The organism is Allochromatium tepidum, assembly GCF_018409545.1.
Taxonomy (GTDB): Bacteria; Pseudomonadota; Gammaproteobacteria; order Chromatiales; family Chromatiaceae; genus Thermochromatium; species Thermochromatium tepidum_A.
Map to the genome: position 1 here is coordinate 2,909,287 of NZ_AP024563.1, position 23,637 is coordinate 2,932,923.

Genomic DNA, 23,637 nt, shown 5'->3' on the forward strand with positions numbered 1-23,637 from the left:
ACTCCTGATCCCGCTACCGTTCCTCAACCCCGAGCGCCGCCCGAGAGTGTGACCAGGGCGCCGCGCTCGGTACCGCCGCTACCGCCGGTCACGCGCGTTTCGGACTGAGGCCGTTCGCGATCCCGAGCCTGGGCATCGCGGAAGGCGCGGGCGCCGGCAAAGGCGCCTACGCGCGCGTCACCGCGTCGGGTCGGGTTGCGGCTGTGCGCCGATTTGCCCTCGGTGCCGGTGACACGCTCGTTGCGGCCCCAGTCGTCACCCGTGATGCGCAGTCCGCCGTCCAGACCTTCACCCGTGATGCGTGGGCGTGCCGGTTCGGGCTCAGCGGCGGTGTCCTCGATCGCGGCTGCTGCCGGCATCGCGGTGGCCGGTCGAGGCGGCATCACGCTGCCGGGACGGGCCGGGCCGGTCTCGCGACGTTCCTCGGCACGGCGGGCGCGGAAGCCCTCGGTGCCCGTGACCCGGTTGCCGCCCATGTTGAAGGGGCCGGTGATGCGACTCTGCTCTTCGTCGTAGTGCGTGCCGGTCACCGAGCGGCGTGCCTGCTGCGACTGGGCGGCACGCGCCGGGGTGTCGATGCTGAACTGGCCCCATTGACCGCCGCCGAGCGGCTGCGGGAAGTCGTCACTGCCCGGCAGGGCCGCGAACTCTTCGCTGCCGCAGGTGGCCAGGAGGTCGTCCCCGCCCAGATAGGGCGTGCCGGTCACGGGCTGGCAGGCACCCTTGATGTCGCCGGTCATGGCGCCGCCGATCCCCGGCTGGATGCCGGTGAGACCGAAGCCGGGTGTGGAACGGCCCAGCGGCATCCGCTCGGCGGTCCGGCGTGCCGTCTCCGGACCGCAGTCGGCGGCGATCTGCTCGGCGCCCAGATAGGTGGTGCCGGTGACGATCTCGCAGCGACCGGTCTCGTTGCCGGTGACGCGCGCCGTGCCGCTGACCAGACTGCCCGTGACCGTCTGGCCGCGCCAGGTGGTGTCGAGTCCGACCTTGAGCGTGCCGACCGGCTCGGGACGGGTCTTGCAGACGCTGTCGAAGTGCTCGAACCCGAGATATTCGTTGCCCGTCACCCGCTGACAGGCGCCCGATTCGACGCCGGTCAGGGTGTTGTTGCGTCCGATCAGCGAGCCGGTCACGGTGCGCCCACTGAGGGTCTGGGTCCGGCCGACCTTGGGCGGTGCGCCCTCGGGACCGGGCGCGGTGTAGGGCGTGCCCGTGAGTTGACGTCCGGCGCCGGTCTCGTCGCCCGTGACCTTGGGGCTGCGTCCGACCTGATCGCCGGTGAGCGTCTGACCGCCGCCGGTGGTTGTGACGGCGCTCTGACGGTTGGGCGCGGGCGTCGGTCCGATACCGCAGAATTCCTGGAACACCTCGGCGCCCATGTATTCGGTGCCCGTGACCTGACGGCAGGCGCCGGCCTCGTCGCCCGTGGTGCGCCGGCTGCGCCCGACCTGGGTGCCGGTCAGGGTCTGGCCGGAGGCCGTGGTGCTGACGCCGACCTTGGCAGGTGCGTCACCGGGCCGTGCGCCGTTGGAGCGACGGGCGCGTCCCGTGGGTCGCGGACCGGATTCGCCGCACTTGCCGTGCTCGCAACGTTCCTCGCGGATGCGCTTGGCGATCTCACGCGAGCTGACACCGGCATTGCGTAGCAGATTGGTCGTCGCCGCCTGGCTGGAGCGTCCGCTCACCGAATCGACGCCGGTCTTGCCGCGTCCGGCCAGGGCGGCACGGCGTGCCATCGACAGCATCCGGCCGCGCGAAGGCGCCTTGGCCAGGGTCGGACCGCCGCGCGGACGACCGTTACGCTGACGCTTGTCGTTGACTGGATTGGCGGTTGCACGCCGCTCGGTCGCCGGCTTGGGTGCGCCGGTCGCTTGAGAACTGTCCGTGGTCACGGTGGCCTGGTCATCGCGTCGGCGTTCCGAACGCAGTGTCGTCGGCTCCAGACCGGCGATGGCGCGACGCCGGGCGATCGAGGCTTCGCGGCCCACGAGTCCGCTCAGATCGGCCTGATCCGCCGGCGCCGGACGCGCATAGCCCGGACGTCCGCGAGTGAGTTGATCGCGCCGCGCCATCGAGCGCTTACGGCCTTCCGCCATGGTGACGGAACGGCGGTTGCGTTCCGGTTTCGCCGGTGCGGGTTCCGAGGCGCTCAGACGCTCACGGAGCGTCATGGGCGCCGGCTCGCCGACCGGAGCACGCTTGGCGCGCCGCGTGTTCGAGTCTGTGTTCGTGACCGATTCAGGGCTCGGTCGACCCGTTTTACCACCGTTGGCGATGGCGCGGCGCTTGGCGATGGAGGCCGCGCGCCCCGTCAACTGTCGTTCTTGATCAGCCATGTCCGTGCCTGCCTCTTCGTGGATCGCTGCTGACTGCTGTCCGGGCTCCGGGCCTGGGGCCGATGTCGCTCGTCTTCCGATCGGCTTCTACGAATCAAGCACGATCCTCGATGTCATCGGCCTGCCCGGAGCGCGCCCCTCGCCCTCGCGTCCGCCCTCAGCGGGCGCGGTGCACCAGGAAGGAATGTCCCTTGCTCTGGGCGTAGGTGTCGTAGCCGACCAGCCGGACGTGATGGTCCGGATAGCTGCGCCGGCAGGACTCGATCTCGGTCAGGATCACGTTCGGATCCTGTTCGCCGAAGAAGGGCATCTTCCACATCGGCCAGTAGTACTCGAAGGCGCGATCCGGATGCTCGTGCTCCAGCGAGGCGTTCCAGCCGTTGTCGAGGATGTAGAGGATCTGCTCCAGGATCTCCTCGCGGTTGAGCGGCGGCAGATAGGAAAAGGTCTCGTAGCGGCCGATGGTGGCGTGATCGCCCATGCTGCTCGCGGTGTTCATGATGTCGGGTTCCTCTCAAAGATGGACTGGGGACAGGGGTTCGGGACTCAGGCCGCGTCAAGCTTGTCGACGACGTCGAACTCGAACTTGATCTCCTTCCAGGTCTCCATGGCGACGGCCAGCTCCGGGCTGTGACGCGCGGCATCGCTGAGCACTTCGCGGGCGTGCTTCTCGATCTCGACCCCTTCGTTGCGCGCCTTGACGCAGGCCTCGGTCGCCACGCGGTTGGCCGCCGCGCCGGCCGCGTTGCCCCAGGGATGGCCCTGAGTACCGCCGCCGAACTGGAGCACCGAGTCGTCGCCGAAGATCGTCACCAGCGCCGGGATGTGCCAGACATGGATACCGCCCGAGGCCACTGCCATCACGCCCGGCATCCCGCCCCAGTCCTGGTCGAAGAACAGCCCGCGCGAGCGGTCTTCGGGGATGAAGGATTCACGCAGCTGATCGACGAAACCGAGCGTCGACTGCCGATCGCCTTCCAGCTTGCCGACCACGGTGCCTGTGTGCAGATGGTCGCCGCCCGACAGGCGCAGACACTTGGCGAGCACGCGGAAATGGATACCGTGCTTGGGATTGCGGTCGATGACCGCGTGCATGGCGCGGTGGATGTGCAGCAGCATGCCGTTGTCGCGGCACCAGTTGGCCAGACTGGTGTTGGCCGTGAAACCGCCGGTGAGGAAGTCGTGCATGATGATGGGCGCGCCGCATTCCTTGGCGAACTCGGCCCGCTTGAACATCTCCTCGCAGGTCGGGGCGGTCACGTTCAGATAGTGACCCTTGCGCTCGCCGGTCTCTTCCTGCGCCTTGCGCACGGCCTCGGAGACGAACTCGAAGCGATTCTGCCAGCGCATGAAGGGCTGGGAGTTGACGTTCTCGTCGTCCTTGGTGAAGTCCAGACCGCCGCGCAGCATCTCATAGACGGCACGGCCATAGTTCTTGGCCGACAGACCCAGCTTGGGCTTGACGGTGGCGCCGAGGAAGGGACGGCCATACTTGTCCATGCGGTCGCGCTCGACCTGGATGCCGTTGGGCGGGCCGCCGCAGGTCTTCACATAGTGCAGCGGGAAGCGGATGTCTTCCAGGCGCAGGGCGCGCACCGCCTTGAAGCCGAACACGTTGCCCACCAGCGAGGTGAGCACGTTGACGATCGAGCCTTCCTCGAACAGATCGAGCGGATAGGCGATGAAGGCATAGAAGCTCTCCTTGTCGCCCGGCACGTCCTCGATGCGATAGGCACGGCCCTTGTAGTAGTCGAGATCGGTCAGCAGATCCGACCAGACCGTGGTCCAGGTGCCGGTCGAGGACTCGGCGGCGACGGCGGCGGCGGCCTCCTCGCGTGACACCTTGGCTTGCGGCGTGACCTTGAAACAGGCCAGCAAGTCGGAATCCAAGGGCACATAGTCCGGGGTCCAGTAGGTCAGGGCGTAATCTTTGACGCCGGCGTCAAACGTCTTCGTGCTCATGATTTACTCCGTTCAATGGGTGCGGCCTGAGGTTGCGAAGACGATAAATGGGTCGAACCTCCAATTCCAATCAATTAACGGAATGGAACGCATCGATGAAAATCGATGGGTGAAGATTTGTGGACACAAACGAAAATCAGCGTCCTGCAGGTGCGGGACGCTGATCGGAAGGAAGGAAAATCGCCGGGGACTGTAGGCTGATCGCCGGCCGCAGCCGGCTCAGTGCGGACGATGAACCATGAGCGCCAGCCGACTGCGATAGCTCAGATCCTCGATGCTCAGGCGGATATGATGGTCGCAATGGGCCTGACGACAGCGCGCGATCGCACCATGCACGGCCGCCATATCGCCGTCGTAACAGCTCGGCGGCTCCCAGGGCTGCCAGGCGGTGTATCTGGACCGGATCTGCTCGGCATGTTCGATGGCGATGATGCAGCCGCGATGCAGACAGTGTTCCAGCTGGCTGAGCATCCGTGATTCGGCCGGCCGGAGATGGGCGTCATGGAACCGGGCCGCCTGGAAGGGAGCGGCATGAATGGCGGCAGGTGCTGTCGTCTGGGCAAAGGCGGCGGTCGGCATCGGAACACCTCACTCGATCGAGTTTGAAGTCGGTAGGGAAGCCGGACGGCTTCCGTCGTCGAGTTCAGAATAGTACCTGAGCGCCAAACTCGGAAATTGAGATTGTCCGCAGGCGGCATCGAATCCGGTCGATGCCTCAGACACCCGCATCGCGTGTAGCCATCAAGCGACGACGGCCTCCGGCTTGGTCAAGGGAACCGGACGCGGACTCGCCGCCAACAACGCCTCGGCCCGCTCCAGCGCCTCCTGACTGCTCGACACCACCTGCTCGGCCGGCAGCCGCGCCGTGATCCCGAGCCGGTCGAGCCGCTGCCGGACATCGCCTTCGGCCCCCGCGATCAACACCTGCCGCCCCGCTTCGAGATCCTCCAGCACCATCTTCTCCAGCGCCAGCGAGGACGACACCCCGAGCGTCGGCACATCGCTGAAGTCCAGGATCAGCACCTGATGCTCCTCCAGCACCGCATGTTGACGCGCGATCGCCTTGGCCACACCGAAGATGAGCGGCCCGCCGAGCTTGAACAGCAGAATGCGCCCATTGGCGCGTTCCAGCACCGCCTGCTCGTCGCGCGTCAGCGACTCGGAGCCATCCGGATGCCGGATCGCTTTTACAGAACGGCTCTGGATCCGGCACAGCCGATCGATGGTCAGGACGTTGGCGATGAAGACCCCGACCGCCACCGCCGTGATCAGATCGACGAACACCGTCAGCCCGATCACGCCGTACATGATCAGGGTCGCGCGCGGCGAGACACGATGCGCCCGTTTGAGGAAGGACCAGTCGATGATGTCCAGCCCGACCTTGAAGGCGATGCCGGCCAGCACCGCGAGCGGGATCTGCGCCGTGAGTCCGGCGGCCCAGAGCACCACCACCATCAGGATCAGGGCGCGCGCGATGCCGGAGAGCGCGCTACGTGCCCCGGTCTGGATGTTGACCACGGTGCCCATGGTCGCCCCGGCTCCCGGAATACCGCCGAACAGGCCCGAGGCCAGATTGCCCAATCCCTGCCCGATCAGCTCCTTGTTGGAGTCGTGCTCCTTGCGCGTGAGGCTCTCGGCGATCACCGAGGTCAGTAGGGCATCGATGCTGCCGAGCACGGCCAGCACCCCGGCGTTGAGGGCCATGAGTCGCCATTGATCGGCATCGAACACCGGGAGATGGAGGCTGGGCAGTCCGCCGGGGATCTCGCCGATGCGCCGCAGATCGACGTCACCGAGCATCAGGATCGAGATCAGGGTGCCGAGCACCAGGGCCAGCAGTTGCGGCGGCAGATAGGTCTTGAGTCGCTTGGGGAAGAAGAGGATGAGCGCCAGGGTCATGAGCGCCAGCCCGACTTCGGCCGGCACGAGATTCTTGATCAGCTCGGGCAGTGCGCCGAGTGTCCCCAGCACCCCGCCCGCCGGCGTGGCCTGCCCGAGGAAGGGGCCGATCTGGAGGATGATCAGAATGACCCCGATCCCGGTCATGAACCCCGAGATGACCGTATAGGGCATCATGGTGACGTATTTGCCGAGCTTGAGCGCGCCGAAGAGCATCTGGAGCAGGCCGGCCATCATGACCACGGTGAAGGCCATCGCCAGCCCTTGCTCGGGGTTGACGGCGATCAGGTTGGCGATGATCGCCGTCATCACCACGGTCATGGGGCCGGTCGGTTCGGAGATGAGCGTGGGCGTGCTGCCGAAGAGTGCGGCGAAGAGTCCGACCAGCACCGCGCCATAGAGTCCGGCGGCGGGTCCGGCTCCGGAGGCCACACCGAAGGCCAGGGCCATGGGCAGCGCCACCACGGCGGCCGTCACGCCGCCGAAGAGGTCGCCGCTTAGGTTGTCGAAGCGGATTTCGTTGAGTAGTCGCATGGCTTGGCACCGAGGGCTGTTGCATTCAGCCTATCTAAAGCGCCAGTGGCCATCGATTCAAAGTGATAATATTGATTGAATACATCGAATATCATCGATGCAATCATAATCACACGGGACGCAACAGCTACGCACTTGGCCACTCATCACCGGGAAGCGGCGGGGCGTCGGGGGCGAGGTCCAAGAGTTGCAGAAAGTCTTCACGCCGGCCTTTGGCGGCTTCGGTACGCAGATAATCGAGTGTGAGTACGGCGGCCATTTTTTCGGCGGCGGCGCTGGCGATGAATTGGTTGACGGAAATTTGATCTCGTGCAGCGAGTTCTTTGATGGTTTGGTGCACGGAGTTGGGTAGACGGATGGTGAGTGCGCTCATGGGGAGGTTTCCTCAAGCGAGTGAAGGAATTGCGCGGGCGTCACGGCTTGCACGCCGAATGATTCGGTACGTCGGAAGTCGTTCAGGTTGTGGGTGACGATGAAGCGACTGCCCGAGGCGACGGCGCATTCGAGCACCATGTCGTCGTTGGGATCGCGCAGGACGGGGCGCCAGAGGTAGTAGATGTCCTGTAGATGCGCGATCGAGGCGAGATAGTGCACGAAGGCGAGTGCTTGGGCGGGTGTGGCGCCGGGGGGCAGGTGTTCGGGGCGTGTCAGGACGGCTTGCCACTCCGTGTAGAGTGCGACTGAGAGGGCGGGGCGGAAGCGTGGGTGCGGCAGGCGGCGTAGCAGGGCATGGCTGGCGCCGGTTCGGGATCGCAAGGCCGCGACAAGGACGGAGGTGTCAAGGACGATGTTCATGATTATGTGAGCATAACCATGAGATGGATGTAAGGCAAGGCTGTGGCACAGATCGGCCCACGCAAAAACGCCCCCGTTTGTCCGAGGGCGTTTGGGTGTGACATCCAGGTCGGCGTTGATGGTCAGCAGAAAATCGAACCTGGAACCTTATTCTTTCGATCGCCGGCACTCACAGCCCATTGCGCCAATCCTGATCCTCGCGGTCGAACAGCCGATTGGCCTCGACCGGCCCCCAGGAACCGGCCGGATAGGTGTGGATGAAGTCGCGCTCGGTCGCCCAGAGCTTGAGCACCGGATCGACCACCCGCCAGGCCCAGTCGACCTCGTCATAGCGCAGGAAATGGGTGTGGTCGCCCTCGATGACGTCCAGGATCAGCGCCTCATAGGCGTCGATGTGCTCGGGCGGCAGCACACAGCTACTGGCATCCATCCGCTCGGTCTGGGTGCGCAGTTCCAACCCCGGCTGCTTGACCTGGATCTCGATCCGCATGCACTCATTCGGCTGGATGTTGAGCAGCAACCAATTGGGTTCGAGCCGTTCGATCGCGGTCGACTGGAACAACCGCTGCGGCGGATGCTTGAAACGAATGGCGATCAGCGAATTGGTGTTGGCCAGCCTCTTGCCGGTGCGCAGATAGAAGGGCACGTTGCGCCAGCGCCAGTTGTCGATATAGAGCTTGAGCGCGGCATAGGTCTCGGTGGTGCTGTTGTGACCGATGCCCGATTCGTCGAGATAGCCGGCGAGCCTGTTCTCGCCCATGCGCCCCGGCCCGTATTGGGCGCGAAACGCCTGCGCGTGGACAGCCTCGCGCGGGATGGGCCGGATCGAGCGCAGCACCTTGACCTTCTCATCGCGCAAGGCCTCGGCGTCCAGGCTCGGCGGCGGCTCCATGGCCACCAGCGCCAGCATCTGCAACAGATGGCTCTGGATCATGTCGCGCAGGGCTCCGACCCCATCGTAGAAACCGGCCCGGTCCTCGATCCCGCGCGACTCGGCATGGGTGATCTGGACGTGGTCGATGTAATTGCGGTTCCACAGCGGTTCGAGCATCAGATTGGCGAAGCGGAACACCAGGATGTTCTGCACCGTGCTCTTGCCCAGATAGTGATCGATACGATAGATCTGCTCCTCGTCGAAGCGACGGTGCAGTTGGCGATCCAGGATCTTGGCGCTCTCCAGATCGAAGCCGAACGGCTTCTCGACCACCAGCCGCGACCAGCCCTCCTGCTCCAGATGCAGATCCTGCGCGGCCAGCGACTCGACGATGGTCGCGTAATGGCGCGGCGCCACGGCCAGATAGGTCAGCCGGTTGGCCGGAAACCCCGGCTCACCACGCAGACGCCCAGCCAGCGCCGCGAAGTCTTCGGGCCGCTCCAGATCGCCGTTGACGAAGTGCAGCCGCTCGCACAGACGCTGTGACACCGTGCCGTCCAGCCGATTGGCCAAACGCTCGCTCAGGATCGCGGCGACCCGGTCGCGCCAGTCCCCGTCGGACCAGTCGCGCCGCCCGAAACCGACCACGCGACTCTCGGGATGCAACCGCCCGGCGGCTTCGAGATGATAGAGCGCGGGCAGCAGCTTGTAGGCCGCCAGATTGCCCGTGGCCCCAAAGATCAGCAGTGTGCAGGGATCCATCATCAGTCGGTTACCTCGATCCGGATCAAGTGTGCTAACGTGATGTCTTTCATGGGGTCTCCTCCCTTCACCTCTGGCCGCCCGCGCCAACGCGCCTAGAACGAATCACACAGCATGGAGTCGTCACTCAGCCCCTTTGCCTTTCCGGCGTTCGAGCCGGACCGTCTGCGCATCCTCGTCGCCGGCAGCGAGGCGCATCCCCTGATCAAGACCGGCGGACTGGCCGATGTCGCCGCCAGTCTGCCGGCGGCGCTGCGCCAGCTCGGTCATGACGCGCGGCTCGTCATTCCGGGCTATCCGCTGGCTATGCGCCAATTGCGCGAGCCGAAGCCACTGGGCGAGATCCGTATCCAGGGCTACCGGAGCGCCATCCGGCTGGTCGAGGGGCGCCATCCCGATCACGACCTGCCGGTCTATCTGGTCGACGCGCCCGAGTATTTCGCGCGCGAGGGCAATCCCTATTGTGACCCGACCGGGCGCGACTGGGGCGACAATCCCGACCGTTTCCTGCTGTTCTGCCGGGTGCTGGCGCTGATGGCCCAGGGTTTGCCGGCGATCGGCTGGCGTCCGGACGTCTTCCACGGCAACGACTGGCAGACCGGATTGGCTCCGACCCTGTTGCAGGACGCGCCCTGGTCGCCGGCGCGGGTCTTCACCATCCATAACCTGGCCTATCAGGGGCTGTTCGACCACGCGACCTTCGACCGGTTGGAATTGCCGCCGGCGCTCTGGAATCTGGCCGGACTGGAGTTCCACCAGCGCCTGTCCTTCATCAAGGGCGGCATCGTGTTCTCCGAACGCATCAACACCGTCAGCCCCACCTATGCGGAGGAAGTGCGCACGGCACGCTTCGGCTGCGGACTCGACGGGCTGCTGCGTCAGATCGGCCACCGCTTCAGCGGCATCCTCAACGGCATCGACTATCAGGTCTGGAATCCGGCCGGCGACCCGCTCATCCTCCAGAACTATGACGCCGAACGCTTCGGACTCAAGACCGAGAACAAACTCGACGTGCAGCGCGAACTGGGCCTGCCGCGCAGTGAAGACGCCTTCGTGCTCGGCTATGTCGGACGCCTGGTCGAACAGAAGGGCGTGGACCTGATCCAGGCGATCCTGCCCGAGTTGCTGCCGGACCCACGGGTGCAGGTGATGATCCTGGCCTCGGGCGAGCGGCGCTGTGAGCAGGCGTTGCTGGAACTGGCCGCCGCCAATCCGCGTCAGATCGGCGTCTACATCGGCTATGACGAGACGCGCGCCCATCGCATCGAGGCCGGCTGTGACGCCTTCCTGATGCCCTCGCGCTTCGAGCCCTGCGGCCTGAATCAGATCTACAGTCTGAGATACGGAACGCCGCCGATCGTGCATCGCACGGGCGGGCTGGCGGATACGGTGGTGCCGGCCACGGCGGAGCATCTGGCGAAGGGGACGGCGACCGGTTTCGTCTTCGACGAGCCGACACCGGCGGCCCTGCTCGGCGCCGTCCGCCGGGCGATGCGACTCTACTGCGACGACCCCGACGGCTGGCGCCGTCTGGCCGTCACCGGCATGTCACAGGACTTCAGTTGGGAGTCGAGTGCGCGCCGTTATATCGAACTCTACAACGACGCGATCGCGGATCGGATGGCGCTGGAGCACGCCCGCTCGGCGTGACCGGCGCTCAGGCCGCTTGGGCGGGGATGGCGTCGCCGGTGCGGATGACGCGGTTGTGCTCGTTGAGATAGACGAGGCTCGGCTTGAAGACGTCGGCCTCGGCCTCGCTCATGACGGCATAGGCGCAGATGATGATGCAGTCTCCGGGCGCGGCCTTGTGGGCCGCCGCGCCGTTGACCGAGATCACGCGCGAGCCGGCCTCGGCGCGGATGGCATAGGTGGTGAAGCGCTCGCCGTTGGTGACGTTGTAGATCTGGATCTGCTCGTATTCACGAATCCCGGCCAGGTCCAGCAGTTCCTCGTCGATGGCGCAGGAACCCTCGTAATCCACTTCCGAATGCGTCACGCGCGCGCGATGGAGCTTGCACTTCAGCAAGGTCAGATGCATTTGACTCGATCCTCTCAATGGCCGCTCGGCCTGGGTCGTCAAAAACGTCGATGAAGACTATTGTATTTCAGTTCGCGTAAGTCTACAGCAGGCTTTGCTGCAATGCAGCAACATCGATCAATCCAGATCCACGCGCAGATTATCGATCAGCCGCGCCCGCCCCAGATAGGCCGCCGCCAGGATGACCAACGACCGATCCCCGGCACAGGCCGGCGCCAGATCCTCGGCACGGCGCACGCTCAGATAATCCGGGCGCAGTCCCGCCATTGCCAGCGCTTCCAGCCCGGCCTGCTCGGCGCGTTCGACCGGCTCGCCCGCGCGCAGAGCGTCCGCCGTCGCGTTTAGCACCCGATACAACGCCGGCGCCAGCCCCCGTTCCTCGGGCGTCAGATAGCCGTTGCGCGAACTCATCGCCAAGCCATCGGACTCGCGCGCGATCGGCACGCCGACGATCTCGACCGGTAGCGCCAGATCCTCGACCAGACGGCGGATCACCAGTAGCTGCTGGAAATCCTTCTCGCCGAAGAGCGCGACATCGGGCTGCACCATGTTGAGCAGCTTGCAGACCACGGTCGCCACGCCGACGAAGTGTCCGGGCCGGCTCGCCCCGCAGAGGATGTCCGAGATCCCCGGCACCTCGACGCGCGTCTGGGTGTCCTGACCGCGCGGATAGATTTCGCTCACGCCCGGAGTGAACAGCAGGTCGCAGCCGGTCGCGTCGAGCTGACGCCGGTCGGCGTCCAGGGTGCGCGGGTAGGCGTCCAGATCCTCACTCGGTCCGAATTGCAGCGGATTGACGAAGATGCTCGCCACCACCCGCTCGGCGCGGGCGCGTCCCTCGCGCACCAGGCTCAGATGCCCGGCGTGCAGATTGCCCATGGTCGGCACGAAGGCGATGCGCTCACCGGCCGCGCGCCAGGCGCGAACCTGCGTGCGCAGATCGGCGACGCGCTCGACTTGGATCAAGCTCGATGGAGCGTGCGCTGTACTCGGCATGGTCTCGATCTCTCTATCATCACGGCTCAATAGGGTGTTTCGGCAGCGGCAGGGAAGCTCCCGTCACGCACGGCAGCGACATAAGCCGCGACCGCCTCCCCGATCGACCCGCGCCCCTGCATGAAGTCGCGGCTGAAGCTCGGCGGACGACCCGGATTCAGCCCGAGCATGTCGTGCAGCACCAGCACCTGACCATCGCAACCGGCGCCGGCGCCGATGCCGATCACCGGGATGCTGAGGGATCGGCTGATCTCGCCGGCGAGCGCCGCCGGCACGCATTCGAGCACCAGCAGACTGGCGCCCGCCTCTTCCATCACCCGCGCCTCGCGCCGGATGCGCTCGGCCGAGGTCTCGTCGCGCCCCTGGAAGCGATAGCCCCCGAGCCGATTGACCGACTGCGGCAGCAGTCCCAGATGGGCGCAGACCGGTACGCCCTGTTCGGACAGACGGCGCACGGTCTCGGCCAGCCACTCACCGCCCTCCAGCTTGACGACCTGGGCGCCGCCCTCCTGCATCAGTCGCGCGGCACTGTCGAGCGCGCGCTCGGGTGTGGCCGCCGCCATGAACGGCAGATCGACCGCCAGCAACGCCCGCTCGCGCCCGCGCGCCACCGAGGCGCCGTGATAGACCATCTGCTCGACCGTCACCGGCACCGTGGTCGCGTGTCCCTGCAACACCATCCCCAATGAATCCCCGACCAGCAGCAGATCGACGCCCGCACGGTCGAGCAGACGCGCGAAACAGGCGTCGTAACAGGTCAGACTGACGATCCGCTCGCCGCGCGCCTTCATGGCGGCCAGCGTGGCGACGGACACAGGTGCAACGGACATCGTCGGCTCCGGAAGGCTAGAGGGAGTGGATCGCGTCAGCCGGCGGACTCGCCGCTCGAACCGGACGGCTTGCGACGGCGGCGCGGACGGCGCTTGCGACGCGCGCCCGGCTCGGTCATGCGCGCGCGTTCCTGGCTGCCGGCATACTGGAAGCGCGTCCACCAGTCGGCCAGCTCGGAATCGGCCTCGCCGGCCTCGGCGCGCAGCACCAGGAAGTCATAGGCCGCACGGAAACGCGGATGGGTGATGAGCCGATAGGGCCGCTTGCCGTCGCGCTGCTCCAGACGCGGCTGCAAGGCCCAGATCTCGCGCATCGGCAGCGAGAAGCGCTTGGGGATGGCCACCAGCGGTTGTTGATCGACACAGACCTCGGAGGACGCCCGCAGGATCGCCTCGATGGACGTCATCCCATGCGCGACCAGTTCCTCCCAGCGCCGCCGCACCGGCTCCCACAGCAGGATGGCATAGAGAAAGGCCGGCGTGACCGGCTTGTCCTCGGCCAGACGCTTGTCGGTGTTGGCCAGACCGCGACTGACGAAGGTGATCGGGAAGTCGTGATCCTCACGCGCCAGACAGGCTTCGGTCGCCGGGAACAGATGGCCGAAGAGTCCGTAGTGACGCAGCTTTTCGAATACCTCCACCCCATAGCCGGAGTGGAACAGCTTGAGCAGCTCGTCGAACAGCCGCGCGGCCGGGATGTCGCGCAACAGCCGGCCCAGCTCGAACAGCGGCTGCTCGGTCGCCGGCTCGATCGTAAAGCCCAACTTGCAGGCGAACCGCACCGCACGCAACATCCGCACCGGATCCTCGCGATAGCGCTTGACCGGATCGCCGATCAGCCGCAGTCGACCGGCGCGCAGATCGTCCAGTCCGCCCGCATAGTCGATCAGGGCGAAATCGGCGATGTCGTAATAGAGCGCGTTGATGGTGAAGTCGCGCCGCAACGCATCTTCCTCGATGGTGCCGTAGACGTTGTCGCGCACGATCAGACCGTCGCGCACCTGGCGATCGGCGTCGTCACCGTCGTCCGAGCCGCTGCCGCGGAAGGTCGCGACCTCGATGATGTCGCGCCCGAAATGCACATGCGCCAAGCGGAAACGGCGCCCGATCAGGCGACAGTTGCGAAACACCTGCCGCACCTGTTCGGGCGTGGCGTCGGTGGCGACGTCGAAGTCCTTGGGCTCATGGCCCAGGAGCAGATCGCGCACCCCGCCGCCCACCAGGTGGGCCTGGAAGTTCTCCTGCCGGAGTCGATAGAGCACGCGCAGCGCCTGCTCGCTGATATTGGCGCGCGAGATGTTGTGCTCCGGACGCGGCACCACAAGGGGTTGGCCGGGACGGATCGGAGCGGAATGAGGGTCGGAATCCTGCATGGATGTCTTCGCGGATGGTCCTTGTCATCGATCGTTCAAAAGCCGCTTGTCTAACGCGGCGAGCTGCGTATAATACGCCATTCTCGAACGACGTACCGCTCTCTTCGTCTAGTGGTTAGGACGCTGGCCTCTCACGCCGGTAACAGGGGTTCGAATCCCCTAGAGAGCGCCAAACAAATGAAGGGCTTGGACGAACATCCAAGCCCTTTTTCCATGCCTTTCCGAAAGAAGTCCGGACGCCCGCCCCGGCGCCCGGGTTCGAGATCAAGCGGCGAGCATCTGAGGCTCGTGCGACAGACAGCCCTTGGGGCAGACGCGTGAGCAGGACTCGCAACCGATGCATTTCTGTTGATCGAGCGCAACGACGAACGCCGGCGTCCATGACGCCCCCAGCAGGCCGGCCGTTTCGGCGTCGATCGCATGGATGGCGAAGGACTCGGCGGCGCCGAAGTGCTGGTCGATCTCCTTGAGGTTGGAGGTCGCGAAGGCGACCCGGATCGCCGTGTCGTTCATGGATCTGGTCTCGCTCGGGTCACTCAGGAGGCGCAGGCGTCTTTGCAGTGGCATGGTGGCTGGTCCTGTCCTGGCGGCTTGGGTGGTCGTTACGCGGCCTGTCCGATCGGGGCCGGATGCGGCTCTTCGTCCGACCTGGACTTGAGCCTGGAGCGATAGGGATGGATCTCGCCCTTCTCCAGGCTCAGGATCAGGTTGGCCAGGTCGAAGAGCGTGGCGCGCGTGCCCGCATAGCCGATCCAGGTGCGGGTGTAGCCGCCGACGCGGTCGTACTGCGGGAATCCGGCACGCAGCAACGGCAGACCCAGCCGCTCGGCGGTGTGGACGCCGTGCGAGTTGGTGATGACGACCTCGGCACGGTTGGCGCGCGCGGCCAGTTCCAGGTCTTCAAGGCGAGCGCCGCGCCCACGGTCGAGCCGGCCTTGAGCGGGCTGACACAGAGCGCCTTGCTGCGTTTGACGATCTCAGGCATGACGCACCTCTAGTGCGGCGGATTCTGAACCGATGGGGGCGACCACAGCGGGCGACCGGGCCGATGGCGCTCGCACCGTCGCCGCAGACCGCGCCCAGGGCGGCGGACGCCGCACCGCCTCCCAGATCGGACTCTCGATGGTCAGACAGAGCTGCCGCGCCAGCTCTTCCATGCCCGCATAACCGGCATAGCCGAATTCGCGTTCCTGGTTGATGTCGAGGAAGGGGATGCGCGCCTTGTCCTCTTCGGTCGACTTGCGCGTCCCGCTCGTCACCACCGTCATCCCCAGATCCTGGAGCGCCGAGATCACCGACCAGGACTTGACCCCGCCGGTATAGAGCAGCACCTTGCGCCCCTGGAGCCGTTCGCGCCAGGGGGCGAGCGCGGCCTCGGCCTTGGCCTCCTCGCGCGCGATCAGCGCCTCGGTGCGGGCGGTCAGATCCGGGTCGTCGATGATCCGGGCGAAATCGCGCAACGCCTGCGACACATCGCGCACCCCATAGAAACTGCCCTCGAACCAGGGCGTGCCATAGGTCTCCTGGAGCCGTCGCGCCACGTTCACCATGGCGCGCGAGCAGACCATCATGTTGACCTCGGAGCGGTGCATGGTCTGCACCTCGCGGAAGCGCGCATCGCCCGAGAGGGTGCAGAGCACGCGCAGACCCAGCTCGTCGAACAGCGGCAGCACGTGCCGGAGTTCACCGGCGATGTTGTACTCGCCGATCAGACAGATGTCGTGGACCTTGAAATCGGGACGCTCGATACCCTCGGGAATGGGGTCCGGCTCGCGCCCGCCGCAGACGCGCTTGACCATGGTCTCACCCGAGATGCGGCTTCCGAGATTCTTGGCCCCATAGAAACCGGCGGCATCGATCGGGATCACGGGCGTGCCCCAGCGCTGTTCGGCGGCCCGACAGACGGCCTCGACGTCGTCGCCGGTCAGGGCCGGCACGCAGGTGTTGTAGACGAAGACGGCGGCCGGCTGATAGCTGTCGATGGCCTGCTTGATGGAATGAAACAGGCGCTTCTCGCCGCGCCCCATGATGATGTCCTGCTCGGTCAGATCCGTGGTCATGCCGATCTTGTAGAGCCTTGGACCGCCGGAGCGCGTGCCGCGGTTGTCCCAGGAGTTGCCGGCACAGGCGATGGAGCCATGCACGATATGGGCGACGTCTCCGATCGGCAGCATGGCGATCTGCGCCCCATCGAAGGCACAGCCGCCCGCCGTCGCGCCCGGCTTGGGCTTGGCGCAGCCCGACTTGGACTTGGTGTTGTGCGCGCAGGCCGGCTCGTCGAGCAGGGCGGAGAGGTCTTTTGGCTTCATGCGAGGCTCCCAGTGAGGCGTTACGAAAGCCTTCAGCATGAATCGTGCCTTGCATGACCAAAGCCGTTATGAGCTTGATTCGATTAGGGTGACGGCATCGAAACGGCTGCTTTCGATCGCCATGGCCGGGCGTCGCCGGCTGTCGGGGTCGCGACAATCGGCGGCCTTGTCGCAACCCCGACATCGATCGCCCTTCGATCCTGTTTGACGCGCGTCGCGCCGGCCGCTATCATTGCGCGTCTCATCTCGGCTATGTAGCTCAGTTGGTTAGAGCATCGCACTCATAATGCGAGGGTCCCCTGTTCGAGTCAGGGCATAGCCACCATCGAATTCCCCAAAGAGCCGATATCAGCAATCGTTGATATCGGCTCTTTCGTTTGACCATCGGACGCGCGACTGATAGAAACGGCGCCTCCAAATCCGTCCGATGGCGATCTCCATGGTTTCTCTGCTCAAGCCGGATCTTGCGCGCCTCCCGATCCCGCCCGCACTGCTCGCGCTCGGCGCGGGCGCGCTGACGGTCCTCAGCTTTGCCCCCTTCTCGCTGTTTCCGGTCGCCGTGCTCGCCGTCGCGGCGCTCTATCAGTCACTCACGGAGGCTAGCCCAAGGGTCGCATTCCAGCGCGGCTGGCTGTTCGGCGTGGGACTGTTCGGCTTCGGCGTGTTCTGGATCCGGATCAGTCTCAACGAATTCGGCAACATGGATGCCCGGATCGCACATCTGCTCACGGCGCTGTTCATCGCGGTCATGGCGCTCTATTACGGCGCGACCGGCTGGCTGGTGCGGCGTCTGGATCCTGGTCCCGCCTGGGTCGGCCCGCTGATCCTGCTCCCAGGAAGCCTCGTCCTGCTCGAATGGGTGCGCGGCCGGCTGTTCACCGGCTTTCCCTGGCTCAGTCTGGGCTATGGTCAGATCGCCGGACCGCTGGCCGGCTATGCGCCGATCCTGGGTGTGCACGGGGTCAGTCTGCTGGTCGTGCTCTCGGGCGGGCTGCTGTGGTGTGCGATCCGCCGGCACGCACAACGAGCGCGGATCGGTGCCTGGATCGTGCTGGCGGCGCTCTGGATCGGCGGGGCCGGACTGAGCGCCATCGACTGGACCCGGCCGGACGGCCCGCCGCTACGCGCCAGCGTGCTCCAGGCCAACATCCCGCAGGCGATCAAGTGGGATCCCGAGGCGAGTCTGATGATCGCCGAGACCTATGTCGACCTGACCCTGGCACATCTGGACTCGGACCTGATCGTCTGGCCCGAGACCGCCCTGCCCGACTTCCTGCACCAGATCCGTGCATCGCTGATCGATCCGCTCGCCGACCGGGCGCGCACCGAGGGCACCGAGATCGTGCTCGGGTTGCCGGTGATGGATCTGGAAAGCGGACGTTATTTCAACGGACTGCTGGCGATCGGGAGCCGGGAGGATCTCTATGCCAAGCGTCATCTGGTGCCCTTCGGCGAGTTCCTGCCCTTCAAGTCCTGGCTCGGGCCGCTGGTGAATCTGTTCGAGGTGCCGATGTCGGACTTCAGTCCAGGCGACGATCGCCGCCCGCTGCTGAACGTGGGTGCGCATCGGGTCGGTGTCTCCATCTGCTACGAGGATGCCTTCCCCACCGGGGTGATCGAGGCGCTGCCCGAGGCGGCCTATCTGATCAACGTCAGCAACGATGCCTGGTTCGGCGACTCGCTCGCCCCGCCGCAGCATCTGGAGATCGCACGGATGCGGGCGCTGGAGACCGGGCGCGCGCTGCTTCGCGCCACCAATACCGGGATCTCGGCCATCATCGACCATCGCGGCCGCCTGATCGGCACCCTGCCCTCCTTCACGCGCGGCGCGGTCACGGCCGAGATCCAGCCGCGCCAGGGTGCGACACCCTTCAGCCGGTTCGGTCACGCGCCGGCGGTCGGGCCGGCGCTGGCCCTGCTGCTGCTCGGCGGCCGGAGGCAGATTCAGCGCCGGCTTCAGTCGACCTTCAGCAAATGGGCGCGATAGTGGCGCAGTTCGTCGATGGACTCGCGGATGTCGTCGAGTGCCAGATGCCGTGATTCCTTCTTGAAACTGCTCGCCACCTCGGGTGCCCAGCGTTGGGCGAGGATCTTGAGCGTGCTCACGTCCAGGTTGCGATAGTGACAGTAGGCTTCCAGACGCGGCATCCAGCGCGCCAGGAAGCGCCGGTCCTGACAGATGCTGTTGCCGCACAGGGGCGAGGCGCCGGACGGGACGTATTGAGCGAGAAAGTCGAGCGTCGCCGCTTCGGCATCGCGCACGCTGTGCGGACTCAGACGCACGCGCTCCAGCAATCCGGACGCGCCATGACGCTCGCGATTCCAGTCGTCCAGATCCGCCAGAATGGCTTCGTCCTGATGGATCGCCATGACCGGTCCCTCGGCCAATACCTGGAGCCGGCTGTCGGTGATCAGGGTCGCGATCTCTAGGATGCGATCGCGGTCGGGATCCAGCCCGGTCATCTCCAGATCCATCCAGATCAGGTTGTGCTCGCTCTTGCTCATGTGTCTCAGGCCCGCTCGATTGTTCGGTTTCACGCATATTGTCGCATCATTACCGGCCGAGCAACGCGCCTCGTGCACCATGTTCGAACATCGATCACTCGCGCGAAGTGCCGAGTTGGCCCGGAAAACGCCGCCAAAGGACCGAACTCCGCGCCGGCCCCGAAGCCTCGCCGGCCTTGGCCTCAAATTTGCCGAAGCGATCTGCATTATATTGTCAAACAGGCCTGGGACGCGGTCGACGCCGTCAACTACCCCGCCCTGAAGGGCGGAGCTTGTGAGAGCAAGCTGGGTTGACCAGCCTCAGCCCGCCTGACCGGGACGGTCGAAAGGGGCTACGTGCGCAACAGGTCGTCAAGACTCACCGGCGGATGCTTCCTCAGTCCGCCGCTCTGAAAGGCCCGGATCACGCTGACGAAAGGCAAAGCGTCGAAGGTTCGGGTCGCCGCCGTCAGGTGGGAGCCGGTTGCACACATTGGCGAGGGGAGCGTGTCGCGTCGTGAGACGCCGCACCGTCACTAGGCCCTTACGGGCAGAGCCGCACGGCCCGGCAGGTGGAAAGCCTGCACCCGTTTCCGGCGGCTGCACGGTCGTAGCCGCTCTCCCTCCCCGCCCTGAAGGGCGGAGTTTCTCGCGGAGGAACTGATGAAGCCCATGACCACGACATTCAGCGCCCTGGCCCTGCTTGCCAGTGCTTTTTCCGCGCAGGCCGAGACCGTCCAGGTGTCGCGGTCGCCGCCAACTTCACCGCGCCCATGAAACTCATTGCCGACGCCTTCGCCAAGGACACCGGCCATACGGCCAATGCCTCCTTCGGCTCTTCGGGCAAGTTCTACGCTCAGATCAAGAATGGTGCGCTCTTCGAGGTCTTTCTCTCTGCCGACGCCGAGACGCCGGCCAAGCTGTGGAGGCCGAGTGGCTGACTCAAGCGGGAACGGGCTTTACATACGCCATATCGATCAGAGGCAGGTGCTGATCAAGCTCTGCACGGGCGCCAGTGAGAGAACGCCGCTACTGGCCCGCATCACTCGCCACTCGCGCGACCGCCTGCGGCTGCATGAGGGTCAGAGTGTCTTCGCTCAGGTCAAGGCGGTGGCCTTGATGGATTGATCACAGCAGGACGACGCTCGTCAGGCGAGGACACCAGCCCCAGGCCGACGCCGATGATTCAGTGACAAGTACTTCCCTTTGGACGAGACGAGCGACCCGCTGCTCGACCTGACGAGCGATGATCCGCGGCAACACCTCGATTTCGACCCTGAGACCGGCAATATCGTCCCCCGCTTCGACAACGAAAGCGCATCACAACAACCCGCGCTCGGCGAATGAGGTTCCATCCCCATCGCCGACGATGATGTGATCGAGCAAGCGCACATCGATCAACGCCAGCGCCTCCTTGAGCCGTTGCGTGATACGCAGATCCGCCTGACTCGGCTCGGCCACGCCCGAGGGATGATTGTGGGCGAAGATGACGGCGGCGGCATTGGTCTGGATCACGCGGCGCACGACCTCGCGCGGGTGCACGCTGGCCCCGTCGATGGTGCCGCGAAACAGCTCCTCGTAGACGATGACCCGATGGCGGTTGTCGAGAAAGAGACAGGCGAAGATCTCGTGCGGGGAGCCGTAGAGACGCAGCTTGAGATAGTCGCGCGTGGCCTCGGGACTGGTCAGCACGTCCTGGCCGCTGATGCGCGTGAGCAGATAGCGGCGACTGAGTTCGAGCACGGCCTGGAGCTGGGCGTATTTGGCGGTGCCCAGGCCCTTGCCCTCACAGAAGCGACGCTGGTCGGCAGCCAGCAGTCCGCTGAGTCCGCCGAAGTCGGCCAGCAGCTCGCGCGCCAGATCGACCGCGCTCTTGCCTGGAATGCCGGTGCGCAGAAAAATGGCGAGCAGCTCGGCGTCCGACAGCGCGCCCGCGCCCCGTTCCAGCAGTTTTTCGCGTGGCCGTTCGCCTTCCGGCCAGTCCTTGATCGACATGCGCCCTCCCGCTGTCCAGGTTGAACATAGCGTCATCCGTCGGCGATGGATCGACGGATCGGTTAGACTTCGGACTGCATTCTAGACCAAAATACACGAAAAACTCATGGTATTGAATCCGGGTTCACGGGTGCTGCTGGGCGTCGGTGCCGGCATCGCCGCGTATAAATCAGTCGATCTGGTGCGCCGGCTCAAGGAACGCGGGGCCGATGTGCGCGTAGTCATGACCGAGGCGGCGGCGGCCTTCGTCGCGCCGCTGACCTTTCAGGCCGTGTCCGGCCATCGGGTGCGCACCACCTTGCTCGATCCGGGTGCCGAGGCCGGCATGGGACACATCGAACTGGCGCGCTGGGCGGACTGTCTGCTGATCGCGCCGGCTACGGCGGATGTCATGGCACGCCTGGCGGCAGGTCTGGCGAATGACCTGCTGACGACCGTGGCCCTCGCCTGTGAGGCGCCGCTCTTCATTGCGCCCGCCATGAATCAGGCCATGTGGCGTCATCCGGCGACGCAAGCGAACCTGGAGACGCTGCGCGCGCGTGGCGTGGGTGTCCTGGGGCCGGCCGTGGGCGAGCAGGCCTGCGGCGATCAGGGGCCGGGACGGATGCTGGAGCCGCTGGAGATCGCCGAGGCGCTGTTTCCGCCGCCGGAGCGTCCGCTGACCGGCGTGCGCGTGCTGCTGACGGCGGGGCCGACGCGCGAGCCGCTCGATCCGGTGCGATTCCTGGGCAATCGGAGCTCGGGGCGGATGGGATTCGCGCTGGCCGAGGCGCTGGAGGCGCTGGGGGCGCGCGTCACGCTGGTCGCCGGCCCAACGTCCCTGCCCGCACCGCGCGTGGCCGAGCGCGTCGATGTCGAGACGGCTTTGGAAATGCACGAAGCCGTCATGGCACGCGCCGCCGACTGCGATCTGTTCGTCGCCACGGCCGCGGTCGCCGATTACCGTCCCATCGACCCCGCCGAAAACAAGATCAAGAAGAACGCGGATGAACTGACGCTACGCCTCGTTCGCAATCCGGACATACTCGCCGAGGTCGCCGCCCTGCCTGACCCGCCCTTCACCGTCGGCTTCGCCGCCGAGACCGATCGCGTCGAGGAGTACGCGCGCGACAAGCTCGCTCGTAAAGGACTGAACATGATCGCCGCCAACCAGGTCGGCGGCGCGCAGGGCGGATTCGAGCGCGCCGAGAATGCCCTGAGCGTGATCTGGCGCGACGACCGGCGCGAGCTACCGATGATGGACAAGACCCGGCTCGCGCGCGAACTGGCCCGACTGATCGCCGAACGCTACCAGGAACACCATGCTGCATCGTCTTGAAATCAAGCGACTCGACCCACGCCTTGGAAGCGATTTCCCGCTCCCGCACTATGCGACCGACGGCTCGGCCGGCCTGGATCTGCGCGCCATGCCGGATGCGCCGCTGGATCTCGCACCCGGCGGCTGTGAGCTGATCCCGACCGGCCTCGCGGTGCACATCGCCGAGCCGGGCATCGCCGGGATGATCCTGCCCCGCTCAGGACTTGGCCATCGGCACGGCATCGTGCTCGGCAATCTGGTGGGGCTGATCGACTCGGACTATCAGGGACCGCTCATGATCTCATGCTGGAACAGGAGTGACCAATCCTTCAGGATCGAGATCGGCGAACGTATCGCTCAATTGGTGCTGGTGCCGATCCTGCACGCTGAGCTGGAGCTGGTCGAATCGTTCGAGACCACAGTGCGCGGCGAAGGCGGGTTCGGGCATACGGGAAAACACTAGCCGTGAGTGATCAGATGATCGATGACAATGAAATGAAGCCGGCTCATTCCGAACGGGAGCGACGTCAAAAACTCCATCAGGAGCTTCCGGTCGATTTTCCAGACCCGTTTTTCCGTGTTCTGCACCGGATCATTCGCTTCGCCATTCGCATTCTTTCCGTATTGATGGTGGCGGGTTATCCTCTGGGGCGTAGCCGATATCGTCTACATCATCTACGAACGGCTGAAGGCGCCGCCTTTCTTGCTCTTGAATATCAATGACATTTTCTACACATTCGGCGCCTTCATGGCGGTGCTCATTGCGGTGGAAATCTTCATCAATATCCGGCTTTATCCGGGCACCAATGTCTTTCCCGTGCAGTTGGTCGTGGCCACGGCGCTCATGGCCATTGCCCGGAAAGTCATCGTACTGGACTTCGATACACTGATTCCCATGTATCTGCTCGGGATCGCCGCGACCACGCTGGCCCTCGGTGTGACCTACCGGCTGTTGAAACAGAGCAACCAGGATCATGGATGGCATGACTGATCGCCGAACGGCGCCTGACGTGCCGCCGAGCGCTCGCACACACCAAGCGGCACCCAGCCGACCCGAGCCTCGCACGAACGGCCACTGCACGCCGAGCAGGCGATTGGATCAGGCAACCGGGCGAGCGACCGCATATACTGTGCGACTTTGCCGAACCAGTCC

The 23,637-nt window shown here is 65.6% G+C and carries 27 protein-coding genes and 2 tRNA genes; 12 read left to right on the forward strand and 17 right to left on the reverse strand.

Annotation, left to right across the window (positions count from 1 at the left end; all coding sequences use genetic code 11):
• Positions 1-23: 23 nt before the first annotated feature.
• The 8 genes from Atep_RS14015 to zwf all read right to left on the reverse strand — a co-directional run bounded on the left by Atep_RS14015 (position 24) and on the right by zwf (position 9,165).
• Positions 24-2,336, reverse strand: coding sequence for an alpha-carboxysome scaffolding protein CsoS2 (locus Atep_RS14015; RefSeq protein WP_213379076.1), 2,313 nt, complete (start codon positions 2,334-2,336; stop codon positions 24-26).
• Positions 2,337-2,493: 157 nt separating this feature from the next.
• Positions 2,494-2,835 carry a ribulose bisphosphate carboxylase small subunit gene (locus tag Atep_RS14020; RefSeq protein WP_012971926.1) on the reverse strand — a complete coding sequence of 114 codons (342 nt, stop codon included), beginning with the start codon at positions 2,833-2,835 and terminating at the stop codon, positions 2,494-2,496.
• A gap of 47 nt (positions 2,836-2,882) precedes the next feature.
• The gene (locus Atep_RS14025) at positions 2,883-4,298 is read right to left on the reverse strand and encodes a form I ribulose bisphosphate carboxylase large subunit (protein ID WP_213379077.1); all 1,416 of its coding nucleotides are present in this window, start codon (positions 4,296-4,298) and stop codon (positions 2,883-2,885) included.
• A gap of 219 nt (positions 4,299-4,517) precedes the next feature.
• On the reverse strand, positions 4,518-4,877 hold the full coding sequence (locus tag Atep_RS14030) for a ribulose bisphosphate carboxylase small subunit (protein WP_213379078.1): 360 nt from the start codon (positions 4,875-4,877) through the stop codon (positions 4,518-4,520).
• Between the two features lie 162 nt (positions 4,878-5,039).
• The gene (locus Atep_RS14035) at positions 5,040-6,731 is read right to left on the reverse strand and encodes a SulP family inorganic anion transporter (RefSeq protein ID WP_213379079.1); all 1,692 of its coding nucleotides are present in this window, start codon (positions 6,729-6,731) and stop codon (positions 5,040-5,042) included.
• 127 nt (positions 6,732-6,858) lie between these two features.
• Positions 6,859-7,104 (reverse strand): toxin-antitoxin system HicB family antitoxin, encoded by a 246-nt coding sequence (locus Atep_RS14040; RefSeq protein ID WP_213379080.1) that lies wholly within the window; start codon positions 7,102-7,104, stop codon positions 6,859-6,861.
• On the reverse strand, positions 7,101-7,526 hold the full coding sequence (locus Atep_RS14045; protein ID WP_236786245.1) for a putative toxin-antitoxin system toxin component, PIN family: 426 nt from the start codon (positions 7,524-7,526) through the stop codon (positions 7,101-7,103). Before Atep_RS14045 ends, Atep_RS14040 begins: the two co-directional genes overlap by 4 nt.
• A gap of 169 nt (positions 7,527-7,695) precedes the next feature.
• Positions 7,696-9,165 carry a glucose-6-phosphate dehydrogenase gene (gene zwf / locus Atep_RS14050; protein ID WP_213379081.1) on the reverse strand — a complete coding sequence of 490 codons (1,470 nt, stop codon included), beginning with the start codon at positions 9,163-9,165 and terminating at the stop codon, positions 7,696-7,698.
• A 111-nt stretch (positions 9,166-9,276) separates the two neighbouring features.
• Here zwf and glgA point away from each other — a divergent pair, with 111 nt between their 5' ends.
• Entirely contained in the window at positions 9,277-10,812 is a 1,536-nt protein-coding gene (gene glgA / locus Atep_RS14055; protein WP_213379082.1) for a glycogen synthase GlgA, read from the forward strand.
• 7 nt (positions 10,813-10,819) lie between these two features.
• Here the strand turns inward: glgA and panD are convergent, their stop codons facing one another.
• The 4 genes from panD to pcnB form a co-directional block, all read right to left on the reverse strand.
• Complete coding sequence (gene panD / locus Atep_RS14060; protein ID WP_176977538.1) at positions 10,820-11,200, reverse strand: aspartate 1-decarboxylase; 381 nt, start codon at positions 11,198-11,200, stop codon at positions 10,820-10,822.
• Positions 11,201-11,317: 117 nt separating this feature from the next.
• Positions 11,318-12,196: a pantoate--beta-alanine ligase gene (gene panC, locus Atep_RS14065; RefSeq protein WP_213379083.1), complete on the reverse strand. Its 879-nt coding sequence runs from the start codon at positions 12,194-12,196 to the stop codon at positions 11,318-11,320.
• A gap of 26 nt (positions 12,197-12,222) precedes the next feature.
• Positions 12,223-13,026, reverse strand: a complete 804-nt coding sequence (gene panB / locus Atep_RS14070; protein WP_213379084.1) for a 3-methyl-2-oxobutanoate hydroxymethyltransferase — start codon at positions 13,024-13,026, stop codon at positions 12,223-12,225.
• A gap of 35 nt (positions 13,027-13,061) precedes the next feature.
• Positions 13,062-14,399 carry a polynucleotide adenylyltransferase PcnB gene (gene pcnB, locus Atep_RS14075; protein ID WP_213379085.1) on the reverse strand — a complete coding sequence of 446 codons (1,338 nt, stop codon included), beginning with the start codon at positions 14,397-14,399 and terminating at the stop codon, positions 13,062-13,064.
• 97 nt (positions 14,400-14,496) lie between these two features.
• Here pcnB and Atep_RS14080 point away from each other — a divergent pair.
• Positions 14,497-14,571: transfer RNA gene (locus tag Atep_RS14080), tRNA-Glu, on the forward strand.
• A 92-nt stretch (positions 14,572-14,663) separates the two neighbouring features.
• On the opposite strand, the gene Atep_RS16765 is transcribed toward Atep_RS14080, so the two are convergent.
• Both Atep_RS16765 and Atep_RS14090 read right to left on the reverse strand, forming a co-directional pair.
• A complete protein-coding gene (locus Atep_RS16765) occupies positions 14,664-14,966 on the reverse strand; it encodes a 4Fe-4S binding protein (protein ID WP_236786247.1) in 303 nt (100 codons plus the stop codon).
• Between the two features lie 35 nt (positions 14,967-15,001).
• Entirely contained in the window at positions 15,002-15,295 is a 294-nt protein-coding gene (locus Atep_RS14090; protein ID WP_336511404.1) for a nitrogenase component 1, read from the reverse strand.
• Between Atep_RS14090 and Atep_RS14095 the strand changes: the two genes are divergently transcribed.
• Complete coding sequence (locus Atep_RS14095) at positions 15,242-15,397, forward strand: hypothetical protein (protein WP_213379086.1); 156 nt, start codon at positions 15,242-15,244, stop codon at positions 15,395-15,397. The two genes, Atep_RS14090 and Atep_RS14095, sit on opposite strands and share 54 nt — an antisense overlap.
• Here the strand turns inward: Atep_RS14095 and nifE are convergent.
• The gene (gene nifE / locus Atep_RS14100; protein ID WP_213379087.1) at positions 15,377-16,708 is read right to left on the reverse strand and encodes a nitrogenase iron-molybdenum cofactor biosynthesis protein NifE; all 1,332 of its coding nucleotides are present in this window, start codon (positions 16,706-16,708) and stop codon (positions 15,377-15,379) included. The genes Atep_RS14095 and nifE overlap by 21 nt on opposite strands.
• Positions 16,709-16,956: 248 nt before the next feature.
• On the opposite strand from nifE, the gene Atep_RS14105 reads away from it, so the two are divergent.
• Positions 16,957-17,033, forward strand: a tRNA-Met gene (locus Atep_RS14105).
• A gap of 102 nt (positions 17,034-17,135) precedes the next feature.
• Complete coding sequence (lnt, locus tag Atep_RS14110) at positions 17,136-18,695, forward strand: apolipoprotein N-acyltransferase (protein WP_213379088.1); 1,560 nt, start codon at positions 17,136-17,138, stop codon at positions 18,693-18,695.
• Here the strand turns inward: lnt and orn are convergent.
• Positions 18,665-19,213: an oligoribonuclease gene (gene orn, locus Atep_RS14115; RefSeq protein WP_213379089.1), complete on the reverse strand. Its 549-nt coding sequence runs from the start codon at positions 19,211-19,213 to the stop codon at positions 18,665-18,667. The two genes, lnt and orn, sit on opposite strands and share 31 nt — an antisense overlap.
• A gap of 752 nt (positions 19,214-19,965) precedes the next feature.
• On the opposite strand from orn, the gene Atep_RS16770 reads away from it, so the two are divergent.
• From Atep_RS16770 to Atep_RS14130, 3 genes are all read left to right on the forward strand, one after another.
• Positions 19,966-20,133, forward strand: coding sequence for a substrate-binding domain-containing protein (locus tag Atep_RS16770; protein ID WP_236786249.1), 168 nt, complete (start codon positions 19,966-19,968; stop codon positions 20,131-20,133).
• 46 nt (positions 20,134-20,179) lie between these two features.
• Entirely contained in the window at positions 20,180-20,320 is a 141-nt protein-coding gene (locus tag Atep_RS14125; RefSeq protein WP_236786251.1) for a TOBE domain-containing protein, read from the forward strand.
• A gap of 78 nt (positions 20,321-20,398) precedes the next feature.
• On the forward strand, positions 20,399-20,539 hold the full coding sequence (locus Atep_RS14130; RefSeq protein ID WP_213379090.1) for a hypothetical protein: 141 nt from the start codon (positions 20,399-20,401) through the stop codon (positions 20,537-20,539).
• Here Atep_RS14130 and radC read toward each other — a convergent pair.
• Positions 20,513-21,187, reverse strand: coding sequence for a RadC family protein (radC, locus tag Atep_RS14135; protein ID WP_213379091.1), 675 nt, complete (start codon positions 21,185-21,187; stop codon positions 20,513-20,515). The two genes, Atep_RS14130 and radC, sit on opposite strands and share 27 nt — an antisense overlap.
• Positions 21,188-21,293: 106 nt before the next feature.
• On the opposite strand from radC, the gene coaBC reads away from it, so the two are divergent.
• Genes coaBC through Atep_RS16780 form a run of 4 tightly spaced genes read left to right on the forward strand, consistent with a single transcriptional unit; the run spans position 21,294 to position 23,475 of the window.
• Positions 21,294-22,505 carry a bifunctional phosphopantothenoylcysteine decarboxylase/phosphopantothenate--cysteine ligase CoaBC gene (gene coaBC / locus Atep_RS14140; protein ID WP_213379092.1) on the forward strand — a complete coding sequence of 404 codons (1,212 nt, stop codon included), beginning with the start codon at positions 21,294-21,296 and terminating at the stop codon, positions 22,503-22,505.
• Entirely contained in the window at positions 22,489-22,947 is a 459-nt protein-coding gene (gene dut / locus Atep_RS14145) for a dUTP diphosphatase (RefSeq protein WP_213379093.1), read from the forward strand. The genes coaBC and dut overlap by 17 nt, the downstream gene beginning before the upstream one ends.
• A 2-nt stretch (positions 22,948-22,949) precedes the next feature.
• Positions 22,950-23,207: a hypothetical protein gene (locus Atep_RS16775; protein ID WP_236786253.1), complete on the forward strand. Its 258-nt coding sequence runs from the start codon at positions 22,950-22,952 to the stop codon at positions 23,205-23,207.
• Positions 23,170-23,475 (forward strand): phosphate-starvation-inducible PsiE family protein, encoded by a 306-nt coding sequence (locus Atep_RS16780; protein ID WP_236786742.1) that lies wholly within the window; start codon positions 23,170-23,172, stop codon positions 23,473-23,475. Before Atep_RS16775 ends, Atep_RS16780 begins: the two co-directional genes overlap by 38 nt.
• The last annotated feature ends 162 nt before the right edge of the window (positions 23,476-23,637 follow it).